Origin of the sequence: Salinispora vitiensis (assembly GCF_000378825.1) — a bacterium.
GTDB lineage: Bacteria > Actinomycetota > Actinomycetes > Mycobacteriales > Micromonosporaceae > Micromonospora > Micromonospora vitiensis.
The window spans coordinates 3525592-3546321 of sequence record NZ_KB900388.1 but is presented as its reverse complement, the minus strand read 5'-3'; the positions used below and the strand labels follow the sequence as shown (position 1 = coordinate 3546321).

Annotated in this window: 17 protein-coding genes, 2 tRNA genes and 1 pseudogene; 8 read left to right on the top strand and 12 right to left on the bottom strand. The window is 68.7% G+C overall.

Annotated features, from left to right (window positions below):
• Positions 1–75: 75 nt before the first annotated feature.
• From SALPAC2_RS0116775 to gyrB, 7 genes are all read right to left on the bottom strand, one after another.
• Positions 76–741, bottom strand: coding sequence for a helix-turn-helix domain-containing protein (locus tag SALPAC2_RS0116775; protein WP_026184811.1), 666 nt, complete (start codon positions 739–741; stop codon positions 76–78).
• 172 nt (positions 742–913) lie between these two features.
• Positions 914–986 (bottom strand) — tRNA-Ala (locus SALPAC2_RS0116770).
• Positions 987–1029: 43 nt separating this feature from the next.
• Positions 1030–1158, bottom strand: a complete 129-nt coding sequence (locus SALPAC2_RS28005; RefSeq protein WP_018217793.1) for a DLW-39 family protein — start codon at positions 1156–1158, stop codon at positions 1030–1032.
• Positions 1159–1584: 426 nt separating this feature from the next.
• Positions 1585–1658 (bottom strand) — tRNA-Ile (locus SALPAC2_RS0116760).
• A gap of 121 nt (positions 1659–1779) precedes the next feature.
• Positions 1780–2721, bottom strand: a complete 942-nt coding sequence (locus SALPAC2_RS0116755; RefSeq protein WP_018217792.1) for a DUF3566 domain-containing protein — start codon at positions 2719–2721, stop codon at positions 1780–1782.
• Between the two features lie 4 nt (positions 2722–2725).
• On the bottom strand, positions 2726–5245 hold the full coding sequence (gene gyrA / locus SALPAC2_RS0116750) for a DNA gyrase subunit A (RefSeq protein WP_018217791.1): 2520 nt from the start codon (positions 5243–5245) through the stop codon (positions 2726–2728).
• Between the two features lie 131 nt (positions 5246–5376).
• Complete coding sequence (gene gyrB, locus SALPAC2_RS0116745) at positions 5377–7323, bottom strand: DNA topoisomerase (ATP-hydrolyzing) subunit B (protein WP_026184810.1); 1947 nt, start codon at positions 7321–7323, stop codon at positions 5377–5379.
• A 492-nt stretch (positions 7324–7815) separates the two neighbouring features.
• On the opposite strand from gyrB, the gene SALPAC2_RS0116735 reads away from it, so the two are divergent.
• Positions 7816–8397, top strand: coding sequence for a hypothetical protein (locus tag SALPAC2_RS0116735; RefSeq protein ID WP_018217789.1), 582 nt, complete (start codon positions 7816–7818; stop codon positions 8395–8397).
• Here the strand turns inward: SALPAC2_RS0116735 and SALPAC2_RS0116730 are convergent.
• The 5 genes and pseudogenes from SALPAC2_RS0116730 to dnaA form a co-directional block, all read right to left on the bottom strand.
• Complete coding sequence (locus SALPAC2_RS0116730) at positions 8388–8987, bottom strand: DUF721 domain-containing protein (RefSeq protein WP_018217788.1); 600 nt, start codon at positions 8985–8987, stop codon at positions 8388–8390. The genes SALPAC2_RS0116735 and SALPAC2_RS0116730 overlap by 10 nt on opposite strands.
• Positions 8977–10110, bottom strand: coding sequence for a DNA replication/repair protein RecF (gene recF, locus SALPAC2_RS0116725; protein ID WP_018217787.1), 1134 nt, complete (start codon positions 10108–10110; stop codon positions 8977–8979). The genes SALPAC2_RS0116730 and recF overlap by 11 nt, the downstream gene beginning before the upstream one ends.
• A 13-nt stretch (positions 10111–10123) precedes the next feature.
• Positions 10124–11014 (bottom strand): annotated as a pseudogene (gene gnd / locus SALPAC2_RS0116720) (phosphogluconate dehydrogenase (NAD(+)-dependent, decarboxylating)); the annotation flags it as partial.
• A gap of 21 nt (positions 11015–11035) precedes the next feature.
• Entirely contained in the window at positions 11036–12169 is a 1134-nt protein-coding gene (dnaN, locus tag SALPAC2_RS0116715) for a DNA polymerase III subunit beta (protein WP_018217785.1), read from the bottom strand.
• 811 nt (positions 12170–12980) lie between these two features.
• Positions 12981–14750: a chromosomal replication initiator protein DnaA gene (dnaA, locus tag SALPAC2_RS0116710; RefSeq protein WP_018217784.1), complete on the bottom strand. Its 1770-nt coding sequence runs from the start codon at positions 14748–14750 to the stop codon at positions 12981–12983.
• A 690-nt stretch (positions 14751–15440) separates the two neighbouring features.
• On the opposite strand from dnaA, the gene rpmH reads away from it, so the two are divergent.
• The 7 genes from rpmH (at position 15441) to SALPAC2_RS28360 (ending at position 20706) form a co-directional block, all read left to right on the top strand.
• A complete protein-coding gene (gene rpmH / locus SALPAC2_RS0116705) occupies positions 15441–15578 on the top strand; it encodes a 50S ribosomal protein L34 (protein WP_018217783.1) in 138 nt (45 codons plus the stop codon).
• Between the two features lie 35 nt (positions 15579–15613).
• Entirely contained in the window at positions 15614–16024 is a 411-nt protein-coding gene (gene rnpA / locus SALPAC2_RS0116700; RefSeq protein WP_018217782.1) for a ribonuclease P protein component, read from the top strand.
• A 44-nt stretch (positions 16025–16068) separates the two neighbouring features.
• Complete coding sequence (yidD, locus tag SALPAC2_RS26300) at positions 16069–16308, top strand: membrane protein insertion efficiency factor YidD (RefSeq protein ID WP_223874089.1); 240 nt, start codon at positions 16069–16071, stop codon at positions 16306–16308.
• A gap of 3 nt (positions 16309–16311) precedes the next feature.
• Positions 16312–17472 (top strand): membrane protein insertase YidC, encoded by a 1161-nt coding sequence (yidC, locus tag SALPAC2_RS0116690; protein ID WP_018217781.1) that lies wholly within the window; start codon positions 16312–16314, stop codon positions 17470–17472.
• A gap of 158 nt (positions 17473–17630) precedes the next feature.
• On the top strand, positions 17631–18233 hold the full coding sequence (locus SALPAC2_RS0116685) for a Jag family protein (RefSeq protein WP_018217780.1): 603 nt from the start codon (positions 17631–17633) through the stop codon (positions 18231–18233).
• 94 nt (positions 18234–18327) lie between these two features.
• On the top strand, positions 18328–19044 hold the full coding sequence (gene rsmG / locus SALPAC2_RS0116680) for a 16S rRNA (guanine(527)-N(7))-methyltransferase RsmG (RefSeq protein WP_018217779.1): 717 nt from the start codon (positions 18328–18330) through the stop codon (positions 19042–19044).
• A 360-nt stretch (positions 19045–19404) separates the two neighbouring features.
• On the top strand, positions 19405–20706 hold the full coding sequence (locus tag SALPAC2_RS28360) for a ParA family protein (RefSeq protein ID WP_080636941.1): 1302 nt from the start codon (positions 19405–19407) through the stop codon (positions 20704–20706).
• Positions 20707–20730: the final 24 nt, after the last annotated feature.

The window sequence follows — 20730 nt, the reverse complement described above, 5'->3', positions numbered from 1 at the left end:
TGCGCAGGGTCGGCTGATCAGTGTCCCCACCCTCGCTGGCCGACCGTCCGGAGGTCTTGAACAAAAACGCCAACGTCAGGCGGTCGCCGCCGCGCGGATGCGAGCCGGCGTCTCACCCCGGATGCGCCTCAGCTCTCGGGTTAGATGCGCCTGATCGGCATACTCCAGGGCGAGAGCGACCTCGGACGGCGGCACTCCCGCGCTGAGCAGCTGGTAGGCACGACGCGCACGGTCGAGCCGCTCGATTTCCTTGCGACGCAGGCCGGTGATCGACCGGAACCGCCGCTGCCAGCTCCGCCGCGACAGCCCACGGTCGTCGCCGTTGAGCGCCCGCCGGATGTCGGCATCCGCCACCAACACCCCGTCGGCCACAAGCCGCGCGACGAAGGACTCGAGTTCCTCCCACCTAGGAACGCGACAGCGGCGGCCCCCGAGCGCTACCTGCCCGTCGGCAACCGGCAGCTCAGCAATCGCACCGCGCAGCACCGCCTTGTCCACGCCTGGGATCACCACGTCAGCGGCGAGCTCGACGCCCCAGTAGGACTCCCCGACATGTGCGCAAATCGGCAAACCCGTGATCCGCGGACCCGCCAGCTCAGCCGCCAGCGATCCATCGGAGCGACGGATGAACGACAGGCCCCAGTGCTCGCTGGCCTCGTCGATGTAATCGGCGGCTTCCTCGACGTAGGCACGCCAGACTGTCCGGATCTCGGGAATGGGCGAAGCCCGCTGTTCCCACACGCACCGATGGTAGTCGATCACGTTGGGGACTACGTGCGCTTCTGCCCACGCTACGAGCGCCGCCGTGCAGCGGTCAGCAAGACCAAAATCGGCCGTCGGACTAGGTGGGGTGTCCCGGACGAGTCCCCGACGATCTGGAAACGAGATCACGCCTGGTCACAGGCTTGGAAAGTGGAGCCCAGGGGACTTGAACCCCTAACCCCTGCCTTGCAAAGGCAGTGCTCTGCCAGTTGAGCTAGGGCCCCGGAGGCGGTCCGGTCCGTGTCGCCGAACGCGGGCCAGTACGAGTCAGCGCAGGTCGGGCGCGTTGGTGGCCTCGTGCCAGAGGGCACGCTCGTCGTTGGTTTCCTTGACTCGCTTGACCACGACTGCCGCCACACCGACAATGCCGACGAGGATCAGCAGCTTCTTGAACATTAGGGCAACCCCTCACGCTCGACAGTGCGGTCGGACCTACCCGAGGACCGTATCAGCCGGAAGCAAGGGCGCGGTAAACGGGCCCACCGATGCAGCGCCCCCTGGACGACTCAGCACCGTCTCCTGCCCCCAGCCGACGCCGCGGGACCGATCACCCCGGCCGGTGGCAGACCGCCTCGACGTTGTTGCCATCCGGATCACGGACCTGAATGCCGAGGTGGTTGAGCACCGGTCCCCATCGAAGACGAATCGGCCCGGGTTCCCCGGGCCAGACGAAGCATCGAACGGCACCAGACTAGAAGTGGGGTACGACACTCCCGCCAGGCGTGCTGCGGTGCCGGCGTCTCGCTGCCGGTGCGGTGGGGGAAACCTGTAACCGGCGCACGAAAAACGCTCGGCCCCCAGAATGTGAGGACCGAGCGGAGGTGGGGCTAGCTGGAATCGAACCAGCGACCTCAGAGTTATCAGCTCTGCGCTCTAACCGACTGAGCTATAGCCCCGTGTTGCGACGAGCAAGGTTAACCCACCGGGCCGACCGCCCCAAAATCGGGGTGGCTTCGGGCGCGGTCCCGGGCCGACGGTTCGGGACCCGGGCCGTCGGCCCGGGTCCCGCTGACGTACTCAGTCGCGCTCGGCGAGCGTCAGCTCGACCCCGCCCACCAGGTCGGCGCAGACGTTGTAGACGAACGCACCCAGCGTTGCCAGCGCCGTGAACAGCACGACGTTGACCAAGCCGATCAACGCTGAACTCAGAATCACGCCACTGGCGGTGATCTGGAAGCCATTGGCGCTCTGCCCGCCGCCCGCGTTGACCAGATCACTCAGGCTGTCGTTGACGCTGGCGAACACGCCCATCGCGTCCAGCGCCAGATACAGCACCGAGGTCGCGACCACGACGACGATGAAGAGCACCACCGAAACGGCGAAGGCGAACTTCATCACCGACCACGGGTCGATCCGCCGCAGGTTCAGCCGGGCCCGGCGCGGGCCGCGAGACGCGGCTGAGCTGACCGCGGTACGCGCGGCGCGTACCGCCTCGCCGACACGCGCCGCGCCGACGGCCGCCGCCCCGCCGATTCCCGGCGGGAGGCCGCCGCCCTGGGGCCGGCCAGCGGAGTTCGGCTGTGGTCCGGCGGCCCCGGTGACCCGCGGCTGACTTCCGGTGTCACCAGGTCGGGGGACGCTGTTCACGCCGCCTAGGGCGGCCAGATTCCCGACGGCCGCACTCCCGGCCGCCGCGCTGGTCTTCCCAGCGCCGCCGGAGGTCGGTACCTGGGCTGTTCCGGCCGTCTTCTTCTCAGCGGCGGCACCATCGGTACGCGGCGTCTCAGCCTTCGTGGCCGTAACCGGTTCCTCGGGGGATTCCGGCTCCTCGGCCGGCTTGTCCGGCGGCGGGGCCATCCCCGGAGCTCTGGTGAACTTGGGGGCCGGCACGTCGGCGGGGACGGTGGCCCGGCCCACTGCCGCGCGGCTGGCGGCTGAGGCACCGTTCGTGGCGCCGTCCTCGTCGACCGGGTCAGCCGAGTTCCCCGCGTTCCCCGACTTCGCCTGTGTCTCCGTCATGCAACTAGTCCTGTTCGTCAGGCTCGTCGGCATTGCGAGCAATCGCCACGATGGTTACGCCATCCGGAAGGTCCATCAGCTTGACCCCCATTGTGTTCCGGTCGCGCGTACGGCGTACAGGCTTCACCGGAGTCCGAATGACACCACCGTTACTGGTGATAGCGAAGAGCTCGTCGTCCGGGTCGATCACCACAGCACCGACCAGACCACCGCGCCGTTCGGTGATCTTCGCAGTCAGCACGCCCTTACCTCCCCGGCCCTGGACCGGGTATTCCTCGATCGGAGTACGTTTCGCGTAACCACCGTTGGTGGCCACCAGGACGTCCAAGCCGTGCCGGACGACCTCCATCGCGAGCAACTCGTCGTCCTCGCTGAACCGCATCCCGATCACGCCCGAGGTAGCTCGCCCCATCGGCCGCAGCGCCTCATCGGAGGCGTTGAACCGGATCGCCAGGGCGTTCTTCGACACCAGCAGGAGATCCTGCTCCGGCGCCACCAGGGCGGCGCCGACCAGTTCGTCGTCCTCGCGCAGGTTGATCGCGATGATGCCGCCGGACCGGTTGGAGTCGAACTCCTCGAGTCTCGTCTTCTTTACCACTCCGTTCTTCGTGGCCAACACCAGGTAGGGGGCCACCTGGTAGTCGGAAATCTCGATGATCTGTGCGATCTGCTCGTCTGGCTGGAAGGCGAGCAGATTGGCCACGTGCTGGCCCTTGGCCACCCTACTGGCTTCCGGGAGCTCGTACGCCTTGGCCCGGTACACCCGGCCCTTGTTGGTGAAGAACAGAATCCAGTCGTGCGTCGAGCACACGAAGAAGTGGCTGACGATGTCGTCCTGCCGCAGGGAGGCGCCGCTGACCCCCTTGCCGCCCCGCCGCTGCGAGCGGTACGCGTCCACCTTGGTGCGCTTCGCGTACCCGGTTCGGGTGATGGTGACCACGACGTCCTCGCGGGCGATCAGGTCCTCCATCGAGACCTCGCCGTCGAACGGAATGATCTGGGTACGCCGGTCGTCGCCCCACTTCGCGACGATCTCGCCCAGCTCCTCCGAGACGATCCGCCGCTGCCGCTCGGGCTTCGCCAGGATGTCCTTGTAGTCGGCGATCTCCAGCTCCAGCTTCGCCAGGTCGTCGAGGATTCGCTGCCGCTCCAGCGCGGCCAGCCGGCGCAGCTGCATGTCCAGGATCGCGGTCGCCTGGATCTCGTCGATCTCCAGCAACCGGATCAGGCCCTGCCGCGCGTCGTCCACCGTCGGCGAGCGCCGGATCAGCGCGATCACCTCGTCGAGGGCGTCCAGCGCCTTGGCCAGACCCCGCAGGATGTGCGCCCGCTCCTCGGCCTTACGCAGCCGGTACGCCGTCCGCCGACGGATCACCTCGATCTGGTGATCGACGTAGTAGCGGATGAACTGGGCCAGGTTCAGCGTGCGCGGCACACCGTCCACCAGCGCCAGCATGTTCGCGCCGAAGGTCTCCTGGAGCTGGGTGTGCTTGTAGAGGTTGTTCAGCACCACCTTGGCGACCGCGTCACGCTTGAGTACCAGCACCAGGCGCAGGCCGGTGCGGCCGGAGGACTCGTCCCGGATGTCGGCGATTCCGCCGAGCTTCCCCTCCTTGATCAGCTCGGCGATCCGCTCGGCCAGGTTGTCCGGGTTCACCTGGTACGGCAGCTCGCTGACCACCAGTGCCGGGCGACCCCGCTTGTCCTCCTCGACCTCGACCACGGCCCGCATCCGGATCGAACCGCGACCGGTGCGGTACGCGTCCTGGATCCCCGCCTGGCCGACGATCAGGCCGTGGGTCGGGAAGTCCGGCCCCTTGACGATCCCCAGGAGCGCCTCCAGGGTGCTCGCCTCGTCGGCCTCCGGGTGCTCCAGGCACCACTGCACCGCCGCACCGATCTCCCGCAGGTTGTGCGGTGGGATCTTGGTGGCCATCCCGACCGCGATGCCTTCGGAGCCGTTGACCAGCAGGTTGGGGATCCGGGACGGCAGGATCGTGGGCTCCTTGGCCCGGCCGTCGTAGTTGTCCTGCAGGTCGACGGTGTCCTCGTCGATGTCCCGCAGCATCTCCATCGCCAGCGGTTGGAGCTTGCACTCGGTGTACCGCATCGCCGCCGCCGGATCGTTACCCGGGGAGCCGAAGTTGCCGTTGCCGTCTACCAGCGGGTAGCGCAGCGCCCAGGGCTGGGCCATCCGGACCAGCGCGTCGTAGATCGCCGAGTCACCGTGCGGGTGGAACTGGCCCATCACGTCGCCGACCACCCGGGAGCACTTCACGTACCCCCGGTCGGGCCGGTACCCCGAGTCGAACATCGCGTAGAGGATCTTGCGGTGGACCGGCTTCAGCCCGTCCCGGACGTCCGGCAGCGCCCGCCCGACGATCACGCTCATGGCGTAGTCGAGGTAGGAGCGCTGCATCTCCACCTCGAGCCCGACCGGCTCGATCCGGTCGTGCGCCACGACGGCGCCGGCGGTCTCAGGGACGTCGGGCTCGTTCGGTGTGGACTCGGGGGTATCGGTCACTTCTTAACCCTTATCAGACTCAGAGTCGCTTTTGTGCTGTGGATAACCGCTGTGGAAACTGGCCTGGCTGTGGATAACTCTGTGGATTCACCGAGTCGCGCCGCGGGCGCCGGACCAGACCCGAGCGGGCCTCAGATGTCCAGGAACCGTACGTCCTTGGCGTTACGCTGGATAAACGAGCGACGAGCCTCGACATCCTCCCCCATCAGCACACTGAACAGTTCGTCCGCGGTCGCCGCGTCATCGAGGGTCACCTGCCGCAGGGTGCGGGTGGCCGGGTTCATCGTGGTCTCCCACAGCTCGGGATAGTTCATCTCGCCGAGCCCCTTGAACCGCTGGATGTCGTCCGGCTTGGCGTTGGGCTTCTTCTGCTGCCGCAGGGTGATCAGACCGTCCCGCTCCCGGTCCGAGTACGCGTACTGCGCATCGTCGCCCTTTCGATTCCACTTGATCTTGTAAAGCGGCGGGGCGGCCAGGTAGACGTGCCCCAGCTCGACCAGCGGCCGCATGAAGCGGAAGAGCAGCGTCAGCAGCAGCGTCTGGATGTGCTGACCATCGACGTCCGCGTCGGCCATCAACACGATCTTGTGGTACCGCAGCTTCTCGATGTCGAAGTCGTCGTGGATACCCGTGCCGAGCGCGGTGATCAGCGCCTGGACCTCGTTGTTCTTCAGGACCCGGTCGATCCGCGCCTTCTCCACATTGAGGATCTTGCCCCGGATCGGCAGGATCGCCTGCGTCCGCGGGTCGCGCCCCTGCTTCGCGGAGCCGCCGGCCGAGTCGCCCTCAACGATGAAGACCTCGCACTCGCGAGGATCGGTTGACTGGCAGTCGGCCAGCTTGCCCGGCATCGAGCCGGACTCCAGCAGCGACTTGCGGCGGGCCAACTTGCGGGCCTGCTGAGCGGCGACCCGGGCACGCGCGGCCTGGGAGGCCTTGGTGATGATGACCTTCGCCTCGGCCGGGTTCCGGTCCAGCCAGTCCACCAACCACTCGTTGCAGACCCGCTGCACGAAACTCTTGACCGGGGTGTTGCCCAGCTTGGTCTTGGTCTGCCCCTCGAACTGCGGGTTGGTCAGCTTCACCGAGATGATCGCCGCCAGCCCCTCCCGGATGTCCTCCCCGGAGAGCTTCTCGTCACTCTTGAGGAGCCGCTTCTCCGCACCGTACCGGTTGATGACGCTGGTCAGCGCCGACCGGAAGCCTTCCTCGTGGGTGCCGCCCTCATGCGTGTTGATGTTGTTGGCGAAGGTGTAGACCGACTCGCCGTACGACTCGTTCCACTGCATGGCGATCTCGACCGACATGCCGTCTTCGTCGGTGCCGAACTCCACCACCGACTTGTGGATCGAGGTCTTCGAGGCGTTCAGGTGCCGGACGAAGTCGGCGATGCCACCCTGGTAGCAGAAGGTGACCTCGCGCGTCTTGCTGTCATCGCCCTCGTCGACCCGTTCGTCGAGGAAGTGGATGGTCAGCCCCCGGCTGAGGAAGGCCATCTCCTGGAGCCGACGGTAGATGGTCTGGAAGTCGAAACTAACGGTATCGAAGACCGTCGGGTCAGGCCAGAAGGAGACCGCCGAGCCGGTGGCGTCGGTCGGCTCCCCCTTCTCCAGCGGCGTCGGCTTCGAATCCGTGTACGACTGCCGCCAGAAGTAGCCGTCCTTCTGGATCTCGACCGCCATCCGGGTGGAGAGGGCGTTCACGACCGACACACCGACGCCGTGCAAGCCACCGGAGACGGCGTACGCCTTGCCGTCAAACTTGCCGCCAGCGTGCAGCACCGTCAGCGCCACCTCCACACCCGGCTTCTTGAGCTTCGGATGCGGGTCGACCGGGAAACCACGGCCGTTGTCGGTGACCCGAACCCCGCCGTCGGCGAGCAGCACCACGTCGATGGTGTCGCAGTGCCCGGCCAGCGCCTCGTCCACCGCGTTGTCCACGACCTCCCACACCAGGTGGTGCAGGCCGCGTTCGCCGGTGGACCCGATGTACATACCGGGGCGCTTACGGACCGCCTCCAGCCCTTCGAGGACGGTGATCGACTCTGCGCCGTACTCCTGCTTGTCCTGCGCTGCCACCCTCGGCCACTTTCTCGCGTCGGCCACACCACTGGCGCGACCGGTCACGGGGTTCGGCGGACAGAACGCGACGTCGGGCGCGCGGACCGGCACCGGAAAGTAGTCCGGGCCGGGGTCGAACGCGCCGGCCGCCGCGGGTGCCCGCGGATCGCGATCGGCTCGACCTGATGTGGAACGATGACCTCGGGCCCATGCTGGCCCCGGGTTTCATCGCTCCGCACCGGGTCTTCGTCTCAGGCCCAATCCTACTGTGCGTCGGCGACAGATCCACCACTCGGCACCCCTTGCGCGGTAGCTGAGACCTTCATAGCCGGCCGACTGCTCACTCCACGACTCCCCCTACGTACACCGAGCCGGCCATAGGCTCGCACCGGCCGGCGACGCCGCGCCCAATGTGTGTCCATCTCGCGATCAACTCCAGCTTGATCTTTGCCGGCTGGAACCGGACGATCGACGCGTTCTTCCGGAGATGGGCTTGAGAGGTGACACCAGATGGGGCTGGACAACGTCGTGGTGAACTGGCCGCGGACCGGCCGCTTCTACGAACCGGTCGCGCCGGCGGAGTTCGTGGACTTCGGCGAGATCGTCGACATGCCGCGGATCTCCGCACCGACCGCCGCGCTCGCCGAGCTGATCGCCAAGACCGGCACAGTCCGGGCAACCGCGTACACCGAGCTGGTCGATCTGATCCTCGGCTTGGAGAATGTGCTGTACGCCACAGAGAACTCGGAGGAGGACGAGGACCCGGTGATCGACCCGGACGGCTGCGGGTGGATCGCCGACGGAGTCGAACGGTTCGTGGCGCGGCACCGCGTAGTCGACGAGGCAGTCACCTTCGAGACCGTCAGCGCGGTGCTCCGCGCGCTACTCGGCGACGGACGCCTGGCCGAGCAGCAGCTGCGTTGGCTGGACAGCCGGCTGGACCGGCTCCGCGACGACAACGGAGCTCCGCCGCAGTGGACCTTCACCTGCGCGGAACTGAGCGTCCTGGCCGCCTTCTACCGCCGCTGCGCCGAGCGGGGCTTCGCGGTCTACGCCGAGTCGGCGGCACCCCGACGGTCCGTTCAGCCGTAGGTGTCCCGGGGGCCGCGACCCCGCACCCGACGAGGGCCACGCGACCAGGACGGCGCGGCCGGACCGTGGATGTTCAGCCGGCGTACGACGTTGTGGCCCACCTCGCTGGCGATCTGCTGCAGCAGCGAGCCGGCGAGCAGCCGGAGCTGGGTGGCCCAGGCGGTCGAGCGTGCCTCCACGGTCAGCTCACCCCCTTCCAGCTTCACCGGGCGGCTGTGCTGGGCCACGTCCGGGCCGACCACCCGTTCCCAGGCGCCGAAGACCGTGGCCTCGGCCGCCGGTTGCTGCCAGCCCCGGGCCTTCACCAGCCGGTCCAGCACCGCCCCGAGCGGCTGCGGGTCACGCGGGTCCGGCCCCGGGCCGGAGTAGCCCCGCGGCCGTCGCCCCCCACCGCTCGCCCCGCCGTTGCGACTACGCCGTTGCGGCTGCGCCGCCTGACGCCGCGCCTTCGCCGCATCCAGCACGGCCCGCGCGAGCTGCGGCCCGGCCGGTGCCTCCGCCCCGGCGTCCGCTGGCGGGGCGGAGGCACCGGCCGCTCCGGTATCCCCCGCCGCACGGGGTCCGGCGGTGGGTTTCGCCTCATCCGACACGCTGCACCTCCCCCTCGCGGACAACGAACCGCGCGCCATGCAGACGCGCGGGGAGATCTTCTGCCACCGCACAGGTCACCAGGAGTTGGCTCGCCGCACCGACCAGCTCGGCGAGGCGGTCCCGCCGGCCGGTGTCCAGCTCGGCGAAGACGTCGTCCAGCACCAGGACCGGCTCGATCCCGTCAGCGCGCAGTAGTTCGTACCCGGCCAGCCGAAGCGCCAACGCCAACGACCAGGACTCACCGTGGCTGGCGTACCCCTTCGCGGGCAATGGGCCGAGCGTGAGGGTCAGGTCGTCCCGGTGCGGGCCGACCAGGGTGGTCCCCCGCTCGATCTCGGCCGCCCGGCCGGCGACGAGCGCATCGTTCAGCACCGCGGTCAGCTCCGCCCGGTCAGCGGTTGGGCCGGCCGGTTCGACCGACGACCGGTACGCGATGCCGGCCGCGCCCCCACCGGCGGCCACCGCGTCGTACGCCCGGGTGACGTGGGGGGTGAGTGCGGCGACGAGGTCGAGCCGACCGGCGAGCAGCTCGGCACCGTGCCGCGCGAGGTGGTCGTCCCAGACCGCGAGCGTGGAGAGGTCGCCGCCGCGGGTACCGCCGGTCTTACGGGCCAAGTACGCGGTACGCAGCAGCGCGTTCCGCTGCCGGAGCACCCGTTCGTAGTCGGCCCGCACCCCGGCGAACCGGGGCTGCCGGAGCACCAGCAGATCATCGAGGTAGCGGCGCCGCTGCGCCGGGTCGCCCCGGACCAACTCCAGGTCCTCCGGGGCGAAGAGCACCAGCCGCAGGGCACCGAGCACGTCCCGGGCCCGCCGGGCCGGGGACCGGCCGAGCCGGGCCCGGTTGGCCCGCCCCGGAACGATCTCCAGCTCGACCAGCAGCTCCCGCCCCTCGTGCACCACGGTGCAGCGGATGATCCCCGCGGCGGCACCCATCCGCACCAGCGGGGCGTCCGTGGCGACCCGGTGGGAGTCCAGGGTCGCCACGTAGCCGAGCGCCTCGATCAGGTTGGTCTTGCCGACCCCGTTCGAACCGACCAGGACGTTCGCCCCCGGTTCAAAATCCACTCCGACCCGCTCGTACGAGCGGAAGTCGACGAGTTCCAGCCGGCGGACGTACACGGGTGGTGGGCCGTCAGCGCTTACGAACGGCGTGCCCGCCGAACTGCTGGCGCAGCGCGGCGACGGCCTTCATCGCGGGCGAGTCATCCTCCCGGGAGGTGAAGCGGGCGAAGAGCGCGGCGGCGATGACGTTCATCGGAACGGCGAGCCGGACCGCCTCGTCCACGGTCCAGCGCCCCTCGCCGGTGTCCTCGGTGTAGGGACTCAACTCGGCCAACTCCGGGTCCTCATCGAGTGCCCGGTCGAGGAGGTCGAGCAGCCAGGAGCGGACGACCGTGCCCTCCCGCCAGGACTTGAAGACACCCGGGACATCGGTGACCAGCTCGGACTTGGCCAGCAATTCGTAGCCCTCGGCGTAGGCGTGCATGAGACCGTACTCGACGCCGTTGTGCACCATCTTGGCGTAGTGCCCGGCACCGACCGGACCAGCGTGCACGAAGCCGAAGTCTCCGGCCGGCTTCAACGCCTCGAAGATCGGCATCAGCCGGTCAACGTGTTCCTGGGCGCCGCCGACCATGAGGGCGTACCCGTTCTGCCGGCCCCAGACGCCACCGGAAACCCCGGCGTCGACGTACCCGATGCCCTGTTTGTTCAGCCGCTCGGCGCGCGGGGCATCGTCGCTGAACCGTGAGTTGCCACCGTCAACGATGATGTCGCCGGCGTCGAGCACCTCCGCCACCTTGTTGATGGTCTCGTCGGTGACGGCGGCAGGGACCATCACCCAGACCGCGCGGGGCGCGTCCAGCTTCTGCGCCATCTCCGCCAGGCTCGCGACGTCGCTCAGCTCGGCCTGGTTGTCGTAGCCGACCACCTCATGCCCGGCGGCCCGAAGCCGCTCCCGCATGTTGCCGCCCATCCGGCCGAGCCCTACCAGGCCGAGCTGCATTGTCCGTACCTCCGTGCGTTGTGGTCGTCTCCGGTGCGATCAGCGGGAGACGCGGATCGGCATGATGAGGTAGCGGTACCCGGGAACGATCTCACCATCCTCGCCGACGGGAGAAATCACCGCCGGCTTGAAGGCGTCAACGAACGACAGAACGGCAAACTGGGTCCCCATGTTCGAGAGACCGTCGATCAGATATTGGGGGTTGAAGCCGACCGTCAGCGGATCACCGTTGAAGGTGGCCTCCATCGCCTCGCTGGCGCGGGCCTCTTCGGTACCACCGGCCTCGACCACCAGTCCGTCACCGCTCAGGCTCAGCAGCACCGGAGTGGTGCGTTCGGCGACGAGCGCGACCCGCTTGACGACCTCGATAAGCGCGCTGACCGGCACCTGGGCCTGCGCGTTGTGGGTGGCCGGGAAGAGGGAGCGGACCGGCGGGTAGTTGGCGCCGTCGAGGAGCCGGCTGGTGGTGCGCCGGGGGCCGCCAACGAAACCGATCATGCCCTCGCCCGCCGCCCCCTGGGAGAGCGCCATGGTTACCTGGCCGCCGAGCGGCCCCAGGGCCTTGGCGGTGTCGTGCAGAGTGCGGGCCGGCACCAGCGCGTTGAGGCTGATCTCCGGGTCTTCCGGGTGCCACTCGATCTCGCGCAGGGCGAGGCGGTAGCGGTCGGTGGCGAGCATGGCCAATGTGCCCCCGGAGAGCTCCAGCCGCACGCCGGTCATCATCGGCAGGGTCTCGTCCCGGCCGGCCGCCACGGCTACCTGGGCGACGGCGGCGGCGAACGCGGCGGCGTCGATGGTGCCAGCGCTGACCGGCATCTCCGGGAGTGTCGGATAGTCCTCAACCGGCATGGTGGGCAGGGTGAACCGGGCGCTGCCGCAGACGAGCTCGAGGTGGGCACCGACTGCCGCGATGTCGACCGGCTTCGCCGGCAGTGCCTTGGTGATCTCAGCGAGGAGCCGGCCGGAGACCAGGGCGGCGCCGTCGGCGTCCCCCTGCACCTCGACGGTCACCTGGCTGGAGACCTCGTAGTCGAAGCCAGAGACCTGCAGGTTGCCGTCGGTGACCCGGAGCAGCACTCCGGCGAGCACCGGTACCGAAGGACGGTTCGGCAGGCTCTTTGCGGTCCAGGCCACGGCCTCGGCGAGCGCGTCGCGCTCTACTCGGAACTTCATCAATGCCTCCGCGTCAACGTCAGCGCCAACTCTCTCATGCCGACCGCTGCCTGCCGACCCGCCGGGGCGTGCCGGTTCTCCTGGCACCTTAGGGCGCGGGGGCAATGGCGGTACGCCCGGCCCCATGCGTCTCCAGGTGCCGCTGACCGGCAGCGGGGGTCTGCGGCCCGATCCACAGGAAGTCCAACGGTGATGATTGGTTTTTGTTGTCTTTAGAGATCTAACTCATCGTCTTCGTCGCACCTGTGCAAACTGTGGAGAACCTGTGTTGACCCAGGTCAGCCCGGGTATCCACCGGTGGGTTTCCTGTGGAGAACCCGGGGGAAAACCCGGGCTGTCATCCACAGGCCAGAGTTACCCCCAGCCCGTCCACCGTTGTCCACGGGTTATCCACCGGTTATCCACCGACTTCTTCCCCAGACCTGTGGATCGTCGTTCGTAGCTCGACCCGAGTTATCCCCAGAACCTTCAACAGCCCGTCCACACCCGGCCCGCCCCCGGTGGACAACGACCCTGTTATCCCCAAGCATCCACAGCACTACCCCCAGGGTTTTCCACAACCTGTGGATAACGAGAGGGCGATGGCCGCACGTTCTCCACCGACGGAAGCGAAGGCTGTGGACAACGAGCGGGACTTCTCGGCCCCGAACCGGGGCCCGGATCCGCTCCACCACCCGGATCCGGACCCCGTCGTCCGGTCAGGTGGGGGTGGTGGAGCGCCGAAGGAGCGCCGCTGTGGTGCCGGATTCGGTGGCTCAGCGGGTGGTTCGACGGTTTGGGGCAGCCCGCCGACAGCTGGGGCGGCGGGGCCTCAGCTGTTCTGCTTGATCCGGTTAGTCAGCTCGGCGATCTGGTTGTAGAGCGAACGCCGTTCGGCCATCTGCTGACGAATCTTGCGGTCGGCGTGCATCACCGTGGTGTGGTCGCGCCCGCCAAACGCCTGTCCGATTCGGGGCAGCGACAGGTCGGTCAGCTCCCGGCACAGGTACATGGCGACCTGACGGGCGTTGACGAGCACCCGCGAGCGGGAGTGCCCACGCAGGTCCTCCAGACTCACCCCGAAGTAGTCGGCGGTCGCCACCATGATCTGGTCGGCGGTGATCTCCGGTCCGGTGCCATCCGGGATGAAGTCCCGCAGCACCTCCTCGGCCAGCGACAGCTCCACCGACGACCGGGTGAGGCTGGCGAACGCGGTGACCCGGATCAGCGCGCCTTCAAGTTCCCGGATCGAGCTCGACACCCGGGACGCGATGAACTCGAGTACGTCCGGCGGGGCGAACAGCCGCTCCTGGGCGGCCTTCTTCTGCAGGATCGCGATCCGGGTCTCCAGGTCTGGCGGCTGGATGTCGGCGAGCAGACCCCACTCGAACCGGGTCCGCAACCGGTCCTCCAGGGTCGCCAGCTGCTTCGGCGACCGGTCGGAGGTGATCACGATCTGCTTGTTGGCGTTGTGCAGCGTGTTGAAGGTGTGGAAGAACTCCTCCTGCGTCCGCTCCCGGTTCTCCAGGAACTGGATGTCGTCGATCAGGAGGATGTCGACATCCCGGTACCGGCGCTGGAAGGCGCTGGTCTTGTCGTCGCGCAGCGAGTTGATGAAGTCGTTGGTGAACTCCTCGGTCGAGACGTACCGGACCGAGTTGGCGTTGCCGAGCGTGGTGGCGTAGTGGCCGATCGCGTGCAGCAGGTGCGTCTTGCCCAGCCCGGAGCTGCCGTAGATGAACAGCGGGTTGTACGCCTTCGCCGGCGACTCGGCGACCGCCACCGAAGCCGCGTGGGCAAACCGGTTGGACGAGCCGATGACGAACGTTTCGAACATGTACTTCGGGTTGAGCCGGTTGCCGCCGCCATCAGCCGGCGTTGGCAACCGGCGGTCCTCGCGACCACCGGGTCGGGGCAGGTGGTCCACCCGCCCCGGCCCGTTGTCGGTACCGAGTTCCCGGGGCAGTGCCGGCCCTCCGCGCTGGTCCGCCACCTCTGCGCGGTAGCGGACGTCGAAGGGGCGTTCGGACACCGGTGGGCCCAGTCGGGCCTGCTCGTCAACATCGCGTCGCTCGCCTCGGGGCGGCCCGCCGAAAGCGGAGCCGAACAACGACTCCTGGCCGTCCTGGGAGACCGACGTCGGCTGCTCGCCGTACGGACCGGCGGGCACCGCGGCGCGGCGTTCCGGTTGGGCCTGCCCGGGAATCAGCGGGAACTGTTGGTCCACGCCGTGGTCCGGGATCCCACCCGCGGCATCGCCGATGGCGCCGCCGGGCGGCGTGTTGACCTCTGGGCTGGGGGCGCTGTGGTAGATGGTGCCGGCCGGGCGGCCGGAGCCGTCTTCCGGCGCTCGCACTGTGACAGCCACCTGGATGGGCCGCCCCAGCCGGCGGGTGAGCGCCTCGGTGATCGCCGGGCGGAGCCGGGACTCGATGACATCTCGGGTGAAGGCGTCCGGCACGGAGACGAGCGCGGTGTCCTCGACGATGGCGCGGAGCCGGGTCAGCCGTAGGTAGGCCCGCTGCTGCGCGGAGACGATCTCGTCGGCCAACTCGTCGGTCGTCGCCGTCCACACCGCGGCAAGGTCGGTCGTGTCCGTCACCGTCGTGCCACCCCCTCGCCTCTGTTCCCGGACGCCGCCGTCCTCCCCGTCGGCCGTCCCGGGCCCGCCGGGTTCACGCGGTGCTTCCCCCACCCCGGCTGGCCGAACGACCCTTGTCCACAAGTTATCCACAGCCTGTGTGCGTACCGATTGTGCCGCCCACCGAATGTGGGTCAGACCTCCCCCGGTACGAGCGGGCACTGAAGCGGGTCATCTTGCCGAACGATCCACCGCCCGATTCGGTCTTGCCTGGCGGCGCCAACCACGGCCGGACGGCCCCGAGCTTCCGACAGCCACTCGCGACTTGGGCCGACAGCCCTGCACCGCAATCGGGCACGGTAACAGCGATGTCCGGACGCCATCAACAGCGGACGTACGCCGACCCTCGGCGGCAGCAGCGGAAACGTCGGAACGACCGGTGTCGGGCCAGTCGGTGGGAGCGTTGACGCTCGTGGTGGCCCTGCGTACGCTGGAGCGGCTGCTCTCTCACCCTCTGCTAGGGTGATGGATGCTTGCTGTCCGCAGCGTCGGGCAGCGTTGATCGGGGGCGCCGCGAAGGTGTTCCGGATCATGACCTGGTTCGGATCATGCCACGACCCGGATCGTGACACGACCTGAAACTGGGACGACCTCGGACCAGACGCGACCCCGGCGATCCTCGCCTAGGGGTAGGACAACGGAGAGCCTGACGTGAGCAAGCGCACCTTCCAGCCGAACAACCGCCGGCGCGCGAAGACCCACGGCTTCCGGCTGCGCATGCGCACCCGTGCCGGCCGCGCCATCATCTCGACCCGTCGCAACAAGGGCCGCGCTCGCCTGGCGGCCTGAGGCCGCCAGGTCCGATCGGCAGGGCGTGGAGAGTCGTGCTGACCGCCGCGCAGCGTCTGCGGCGCAGCACTGACTTCGCCGCGGCGGTCCGTGGTGGCCGACGCGTCGGGCGCGGCGTGGTCGTCGTCCATCTGACCTCGCCCGGCACCCCACCGGAGATCTCTTCGACGAAGCCGGCGCGGGACACTGGTGCGGAGCAAACAGCCGCACCGGCCCGCGCCGGCTTCGTCGTCTCCAAGGCGGTTGGCAACGCCGTCGTCCGGAACACCGTCCGCCGTCGGCTGCGGCACCTGGTCCGGGAACGCCTCCCCGGGCTGCCGGCTGGGAGCACCCTCATCGTCCGTGCCCTGCCCGCCGCGGCGCACCGGTCGTACCAACGACTTGGTGTTGATCTCGACGCCGCGATCGCGGCCGCACGCGCCCCCCGCGGGCGGCGGTCCCGGTGAGTTCGACACCCGATCCGGCACCGCCGAGCTCACTCGGTGCCCGGGTGCTGGCCGGGCCCATCATCGCGTACCGTCGGTGGATAAGTCCGGCGTTGCCGGCCCGCTGTCGGTTCTACCCGTCGTGCAGCGCGTATGCCCTGGAGGCGGTGACCCGCCATGGCCCGGTTCGGGGAGCCGGCCTGACGGCCCGGCGGCTGGCGCGCTGCCACCCCTTCCATCCGGGTGGATTCGATCCGGTGCCGGCTCCGGATGGTCGCCGCCGCGCCGATGTGACTGGAGTCTGAGAATTGCTCGACTTTATCTATATTCCGATCTCGTGGATCCTGCTGCGCTGGCACCAGCTCTGGGACCTCATCGGGGTGCCGGAAGGCGTGGTACTCGGCACCAACTGGTCCTGGATCCTGGCGATCATCTTCCTGGTGGTCACCGTCCGGGTGATCCTCTTCCCGGTCTTCGTCAAGCAGATCAAGTCACAGCGGGCGATGCAGGCGCTGCAACCGCAGGTCAAGGCGCTGCAGCAGAAGCACAAGGGTGACCGGGAGACGCTCCAGAAAGAGATGATGGAGCTCTATCGGACGGAAAAGGCCAACCCGCTCATGGGCTGCCTTCCGATGTTCCTCCAGATTCCGGTCTTCCTCGGCCTGTTCCACGTGCTCCGGCGGCTCAACCCGGACAAGCCACTGGACAAGAAGACGCTCTACGGCTGGACGGTCGACCAGTTCGACAGCGCGTCAGTCGCGAAGCTCTTCACCGCGCCGATCGCCGGCAAGTTCGGCTCCACTTCCGAGGAACTGGCCGCGCTGGGCGCCGACGGCACCACCGTCAAGATCATTGCCGGCATTCTGGTGCTGGTGATGATGGGCACCACCTACCTGACCAGCCGCCAGATGATTCTCAAGACCGGCTGGCACGAGGACCCGCAGCAGCGGATGATCCAGCGGTTGATGCTCTACGGCATCCCGGCGTCGCTGCTCATCTCCGGCGCGATCTTCCCGATCGGTGTGATCATCTACTGGGTCACCAACAACATGTTCACGCTGGCCCAGCAGCAGTGGGTGTTGCGCAAGTTCCCGCCGCCGCCGAGTGCGAAGTCCAGCACCACTGGTACGCGTGGTCCGGTGCAGCCGGCGAAGAGCGGTGGCCTTTTCGGTCGCGGCAAGTCCGCCCCTTCGGCCGCCACCCAGCCGGCCGCGACCAAGGTCGCCGCCCCGAAGCCGGGTGCCAAGCCCACCAGCCAGAAGAAGGCCCAGCCCGCGAACCAGAAGGCCCAGTCCGCCGGTCAGAAGGCCCAGCCCGCGAACCAGAAGGCCCAGTCCGCTGGTCAGAAGAAGGCCCAGCCCGCCGGCCAGAAGAAGAGCCAGCCGGCCAATCAGAAGGGCCAGCCCGCTGGCCAGAAGAAGGGCCAGGCTGCGAACCAGAAGGGCCGCCCCGCCAAACGGCAGGGCTGATCCGACCGGCGCACGGCGGTATCTACCTTGATACCGCCGCCGGTGGGTAAACGCCGCCGCGTCCTGCGGCCACGGGCGAGACTGCCCCGATAAGACCTACCGTGGTACCGGCGTTCCCGCCGGCCCCGGGAGACCAGCGGACCCGACGGTCCGGCCGAGTGAGTACGGAGGAGACCGTGACCGAGACCAGCACGCCCCGCGCTGACGAGTCCCAGGACGCCGAGGGGACGGAGACAACGGCGAAGGGCCAGACCGAGGCGGCCGAGGCCGACCGCGGCACGGAGCAGCGGTCCACCGGGGAGAGCGATCTGTTCCGGCAGAGTGAGATCGCCGCCGACTACGTGGAGGGCCTACTCGACATCCTCGACTACGACGGGGACATCGACGAGCTGGTCTCCGGTGGGCGTCCGGTCGTGGAGGTGGTTGGCGGCCGACTCCAGAGCCTGGTGGGTCAGCGCGGTGCCACGCTGGAGGCGCTTCAGGAACTCACCCGGCTCGCGGTGTTCCGGCAGACCGGCACCCCCAGCCGACTGCTGCTCGACGTGGGCGGCTACCGGGCGGGCCGCCGCAAGGAGCTCGCCGCGGTGGCGAAGAACGCCGTCGAGAAGGTCAAGGAGCACGGCGAGTTGGTGCGGCTGGAGCCGATGTCCGCCTTCGAACGTAAGTGTGTGCACGACGTGGTGAACGCCATCGACGGCGTGGCGAGCGAGTCCGAGGGCGTCGAGCCGAGTCGGCGCATCATTGTTCGGCCGGCGGACTGAGCGGGTGACTCACGACGCGGCGCGCTTCGCGTCCGGCCCGGGTGGTACGCCGCCCGGGCCGTTGCCTGTCGGCGATCGCCCCGCTCCGGCTGCGATGGATACCGCCCCACCCCCGGAACTGGCCACTGCGGCCCGGGCGCTCTTCGGTGACCGGCTGGGCCTGGCCGTTGCGTACGCGGGCCTGTTGGTGACCGACGGGGTGGTCCGGGGCCTCATCGGCCCGCGGGAGGCACCGCGGATCTGGGATCGGCATCTGCTCAACTGCGCCGCGGTGACGGAGCGGATTCCGTCCGGCGCGACGGTGCTTGACGTGGGTAGCGGTGCCGGGCTGCCGGGCCTCGTGCTCGCCATCGCTCGGCCGGATCTCTCGGTCACCTTGGTCGAGCCGCTGGCCCGTCGCACCGCCTTCCTCGTCGAGGCGGTGGCGCAGCTCGACCTGGCGGCCTCGGTCCGGGTTGTCCGGGGTCGGGCCGAGGAGATCGCCTCCGGTGGTGGTGAAGTCGAGCCGCTCACCGGTGATGTGGTGACCGCTCGGGCGGTGGCCCCGCTGGATCGGCTCGCCCGGTGGTGCCTTCCGCTGGCCGTGCCGGGCGGACGGCTGGTCGCCCTCAAGGGTGCCTCGGCTGCGGAGGAGGCCGTCGAGCATGCCGCCGTAGTGGATCGGCTTGGCGGCGGCGCGCCGGAGGTGCACCACTGCGGTGCGGGCGTTGTTGAGCCGCCGACGACGGTGATCGAGATCGTTCGGGAGCGGGTGGTGACACCGTCGCGACCCAAGCCCGCGAAACGTTCCCGTGGTGGTCGGCGGCGCTGAGTCGTCGCTGGCACATCGCATCGCCGGCCTTTCGACAAGGCCGGGTCGGGGCGCGTTGGAATCGGAGCCAAGGAGTCGACACCGACCTTGGTGGACCGCTCAACGGTCTGCCGGAGTTTGGCGGATCCGGCTCGCAGCTGCGTCGTTGAACAGGTACGGGTGGCAGGCGAGCTGTGCAGCCCGACGTGGACCGACCACGCCCAATCCCCGTAGGCTGGCCGCGCGTCGATAATGTGGAGCGGGGGTGCCGGGCACTCGCCGGATTCCGACCGCTTCCAACGGGTCGCTCAGGGTGTGACCACCCGAGCGAGCCGTTGACAGGATGCGGACCGACCATCCGAAGCCGGGCAGGGATGACAGGTGCATGACGACGGCAGGTACGACGATCCGCGCGCGACCGGGTCCACGGGCGATCTGGTTTCACGTGAAACCGACGATCCCGGTTGGGTCACCCCCAGCCCTCCCGTCAGCCCGCCTGCCCGAGCGTCGCAGGACGATACCTTCCGGCGAGCGGCGCCAACTCCGGGACATTCCCGCCCCTCGTCGCCGGAAGTATCGTTGAGCCGCAGTACCGGGGACAGTTCCCGGGTCGGCGATCCGCCGGTGGCCGAGCAGGCCGCGTCGGTACGGGGGAAGACAGCCGCGTCGACACGCGTCGAGGTGGCTGTGCCGCAGCAGGCAACGCCGGGGCGGCCGGCCGAACCGACCAAGGCTCCGAACCTGCCCTCTGGGCAGGACGGGGTTGATGACACGTACGTTTCACGTGAAACACCGACGCGCGAAGAGGATGACCCACCGTTGGCGATGGAAGCTATGCGCGCCGTGCAGATCCTGAACCCGAGCGGCGAGGTGACGATGCCTCGCCCAGACCGGACCCGGGTCATGTGCGTCGCGAACCAGAAGGGCGGCGTTGGAAAAACCACCACGACGGTGAACCTTGCAGTGGCGCTAGCGCTGCACGGGAACCGGGTGCTGGTGGTTGACCTCGATCCGCAGGGCAACGCGTCTACTGGACTCAACGTCCCGCACCACACCGGGGTGCCAGACGTGTACGACTGCCTGATCAACGGCCTGCCCTTGGCGGATGTCGCCCAGGCGGTCGAGGGAATCCCCGATCTGTGGTGTGTTCCCGCCACGATCGACCTGGCCGGAGCCGAGATCGAACTGGTCTCTGTGGTTGCCCGGGAGTCGCGGCTGGCCCGCGCCATCACCGGCTACCCGGGCCACTTCGACTACGTCCTCATTGACTGCCCGCCGTCGCTTGGTCTGCTCACGGTGAACGCGTTGGTTGCCGCGGAGGAGGTACTCATCCCGATCCAGTGTGAGTACTACGCGCTGGAGGGGTTGAACCAACTCATCAACAACATCAACCTCGTCCGGCAGCATCTAAACCCCCGGCTGGACGTCTCCACCATCCTGCTCACGATGTACGACCGGCGTACGCGGCTGGCGGACGCCGTGGAGCAGGATGTCCGCAACCACTTCGGGAACAAGGTGCTCCAGGCGGTCATCCCGCGTAACGTCCGGGTATCCGAGGCACCCAGCTACGGCCAGTCCGTGATGACCTACGATCCCGGGTCACGGGGGGCGACGAGCTACTTCGAGGCCGCCCAGGAGATCGCCGAGCGGGGCATCAAGGCCGAGGTGAGCCGCAATGCGTAGCGCGGACAGGCCACGGGGAGGCCA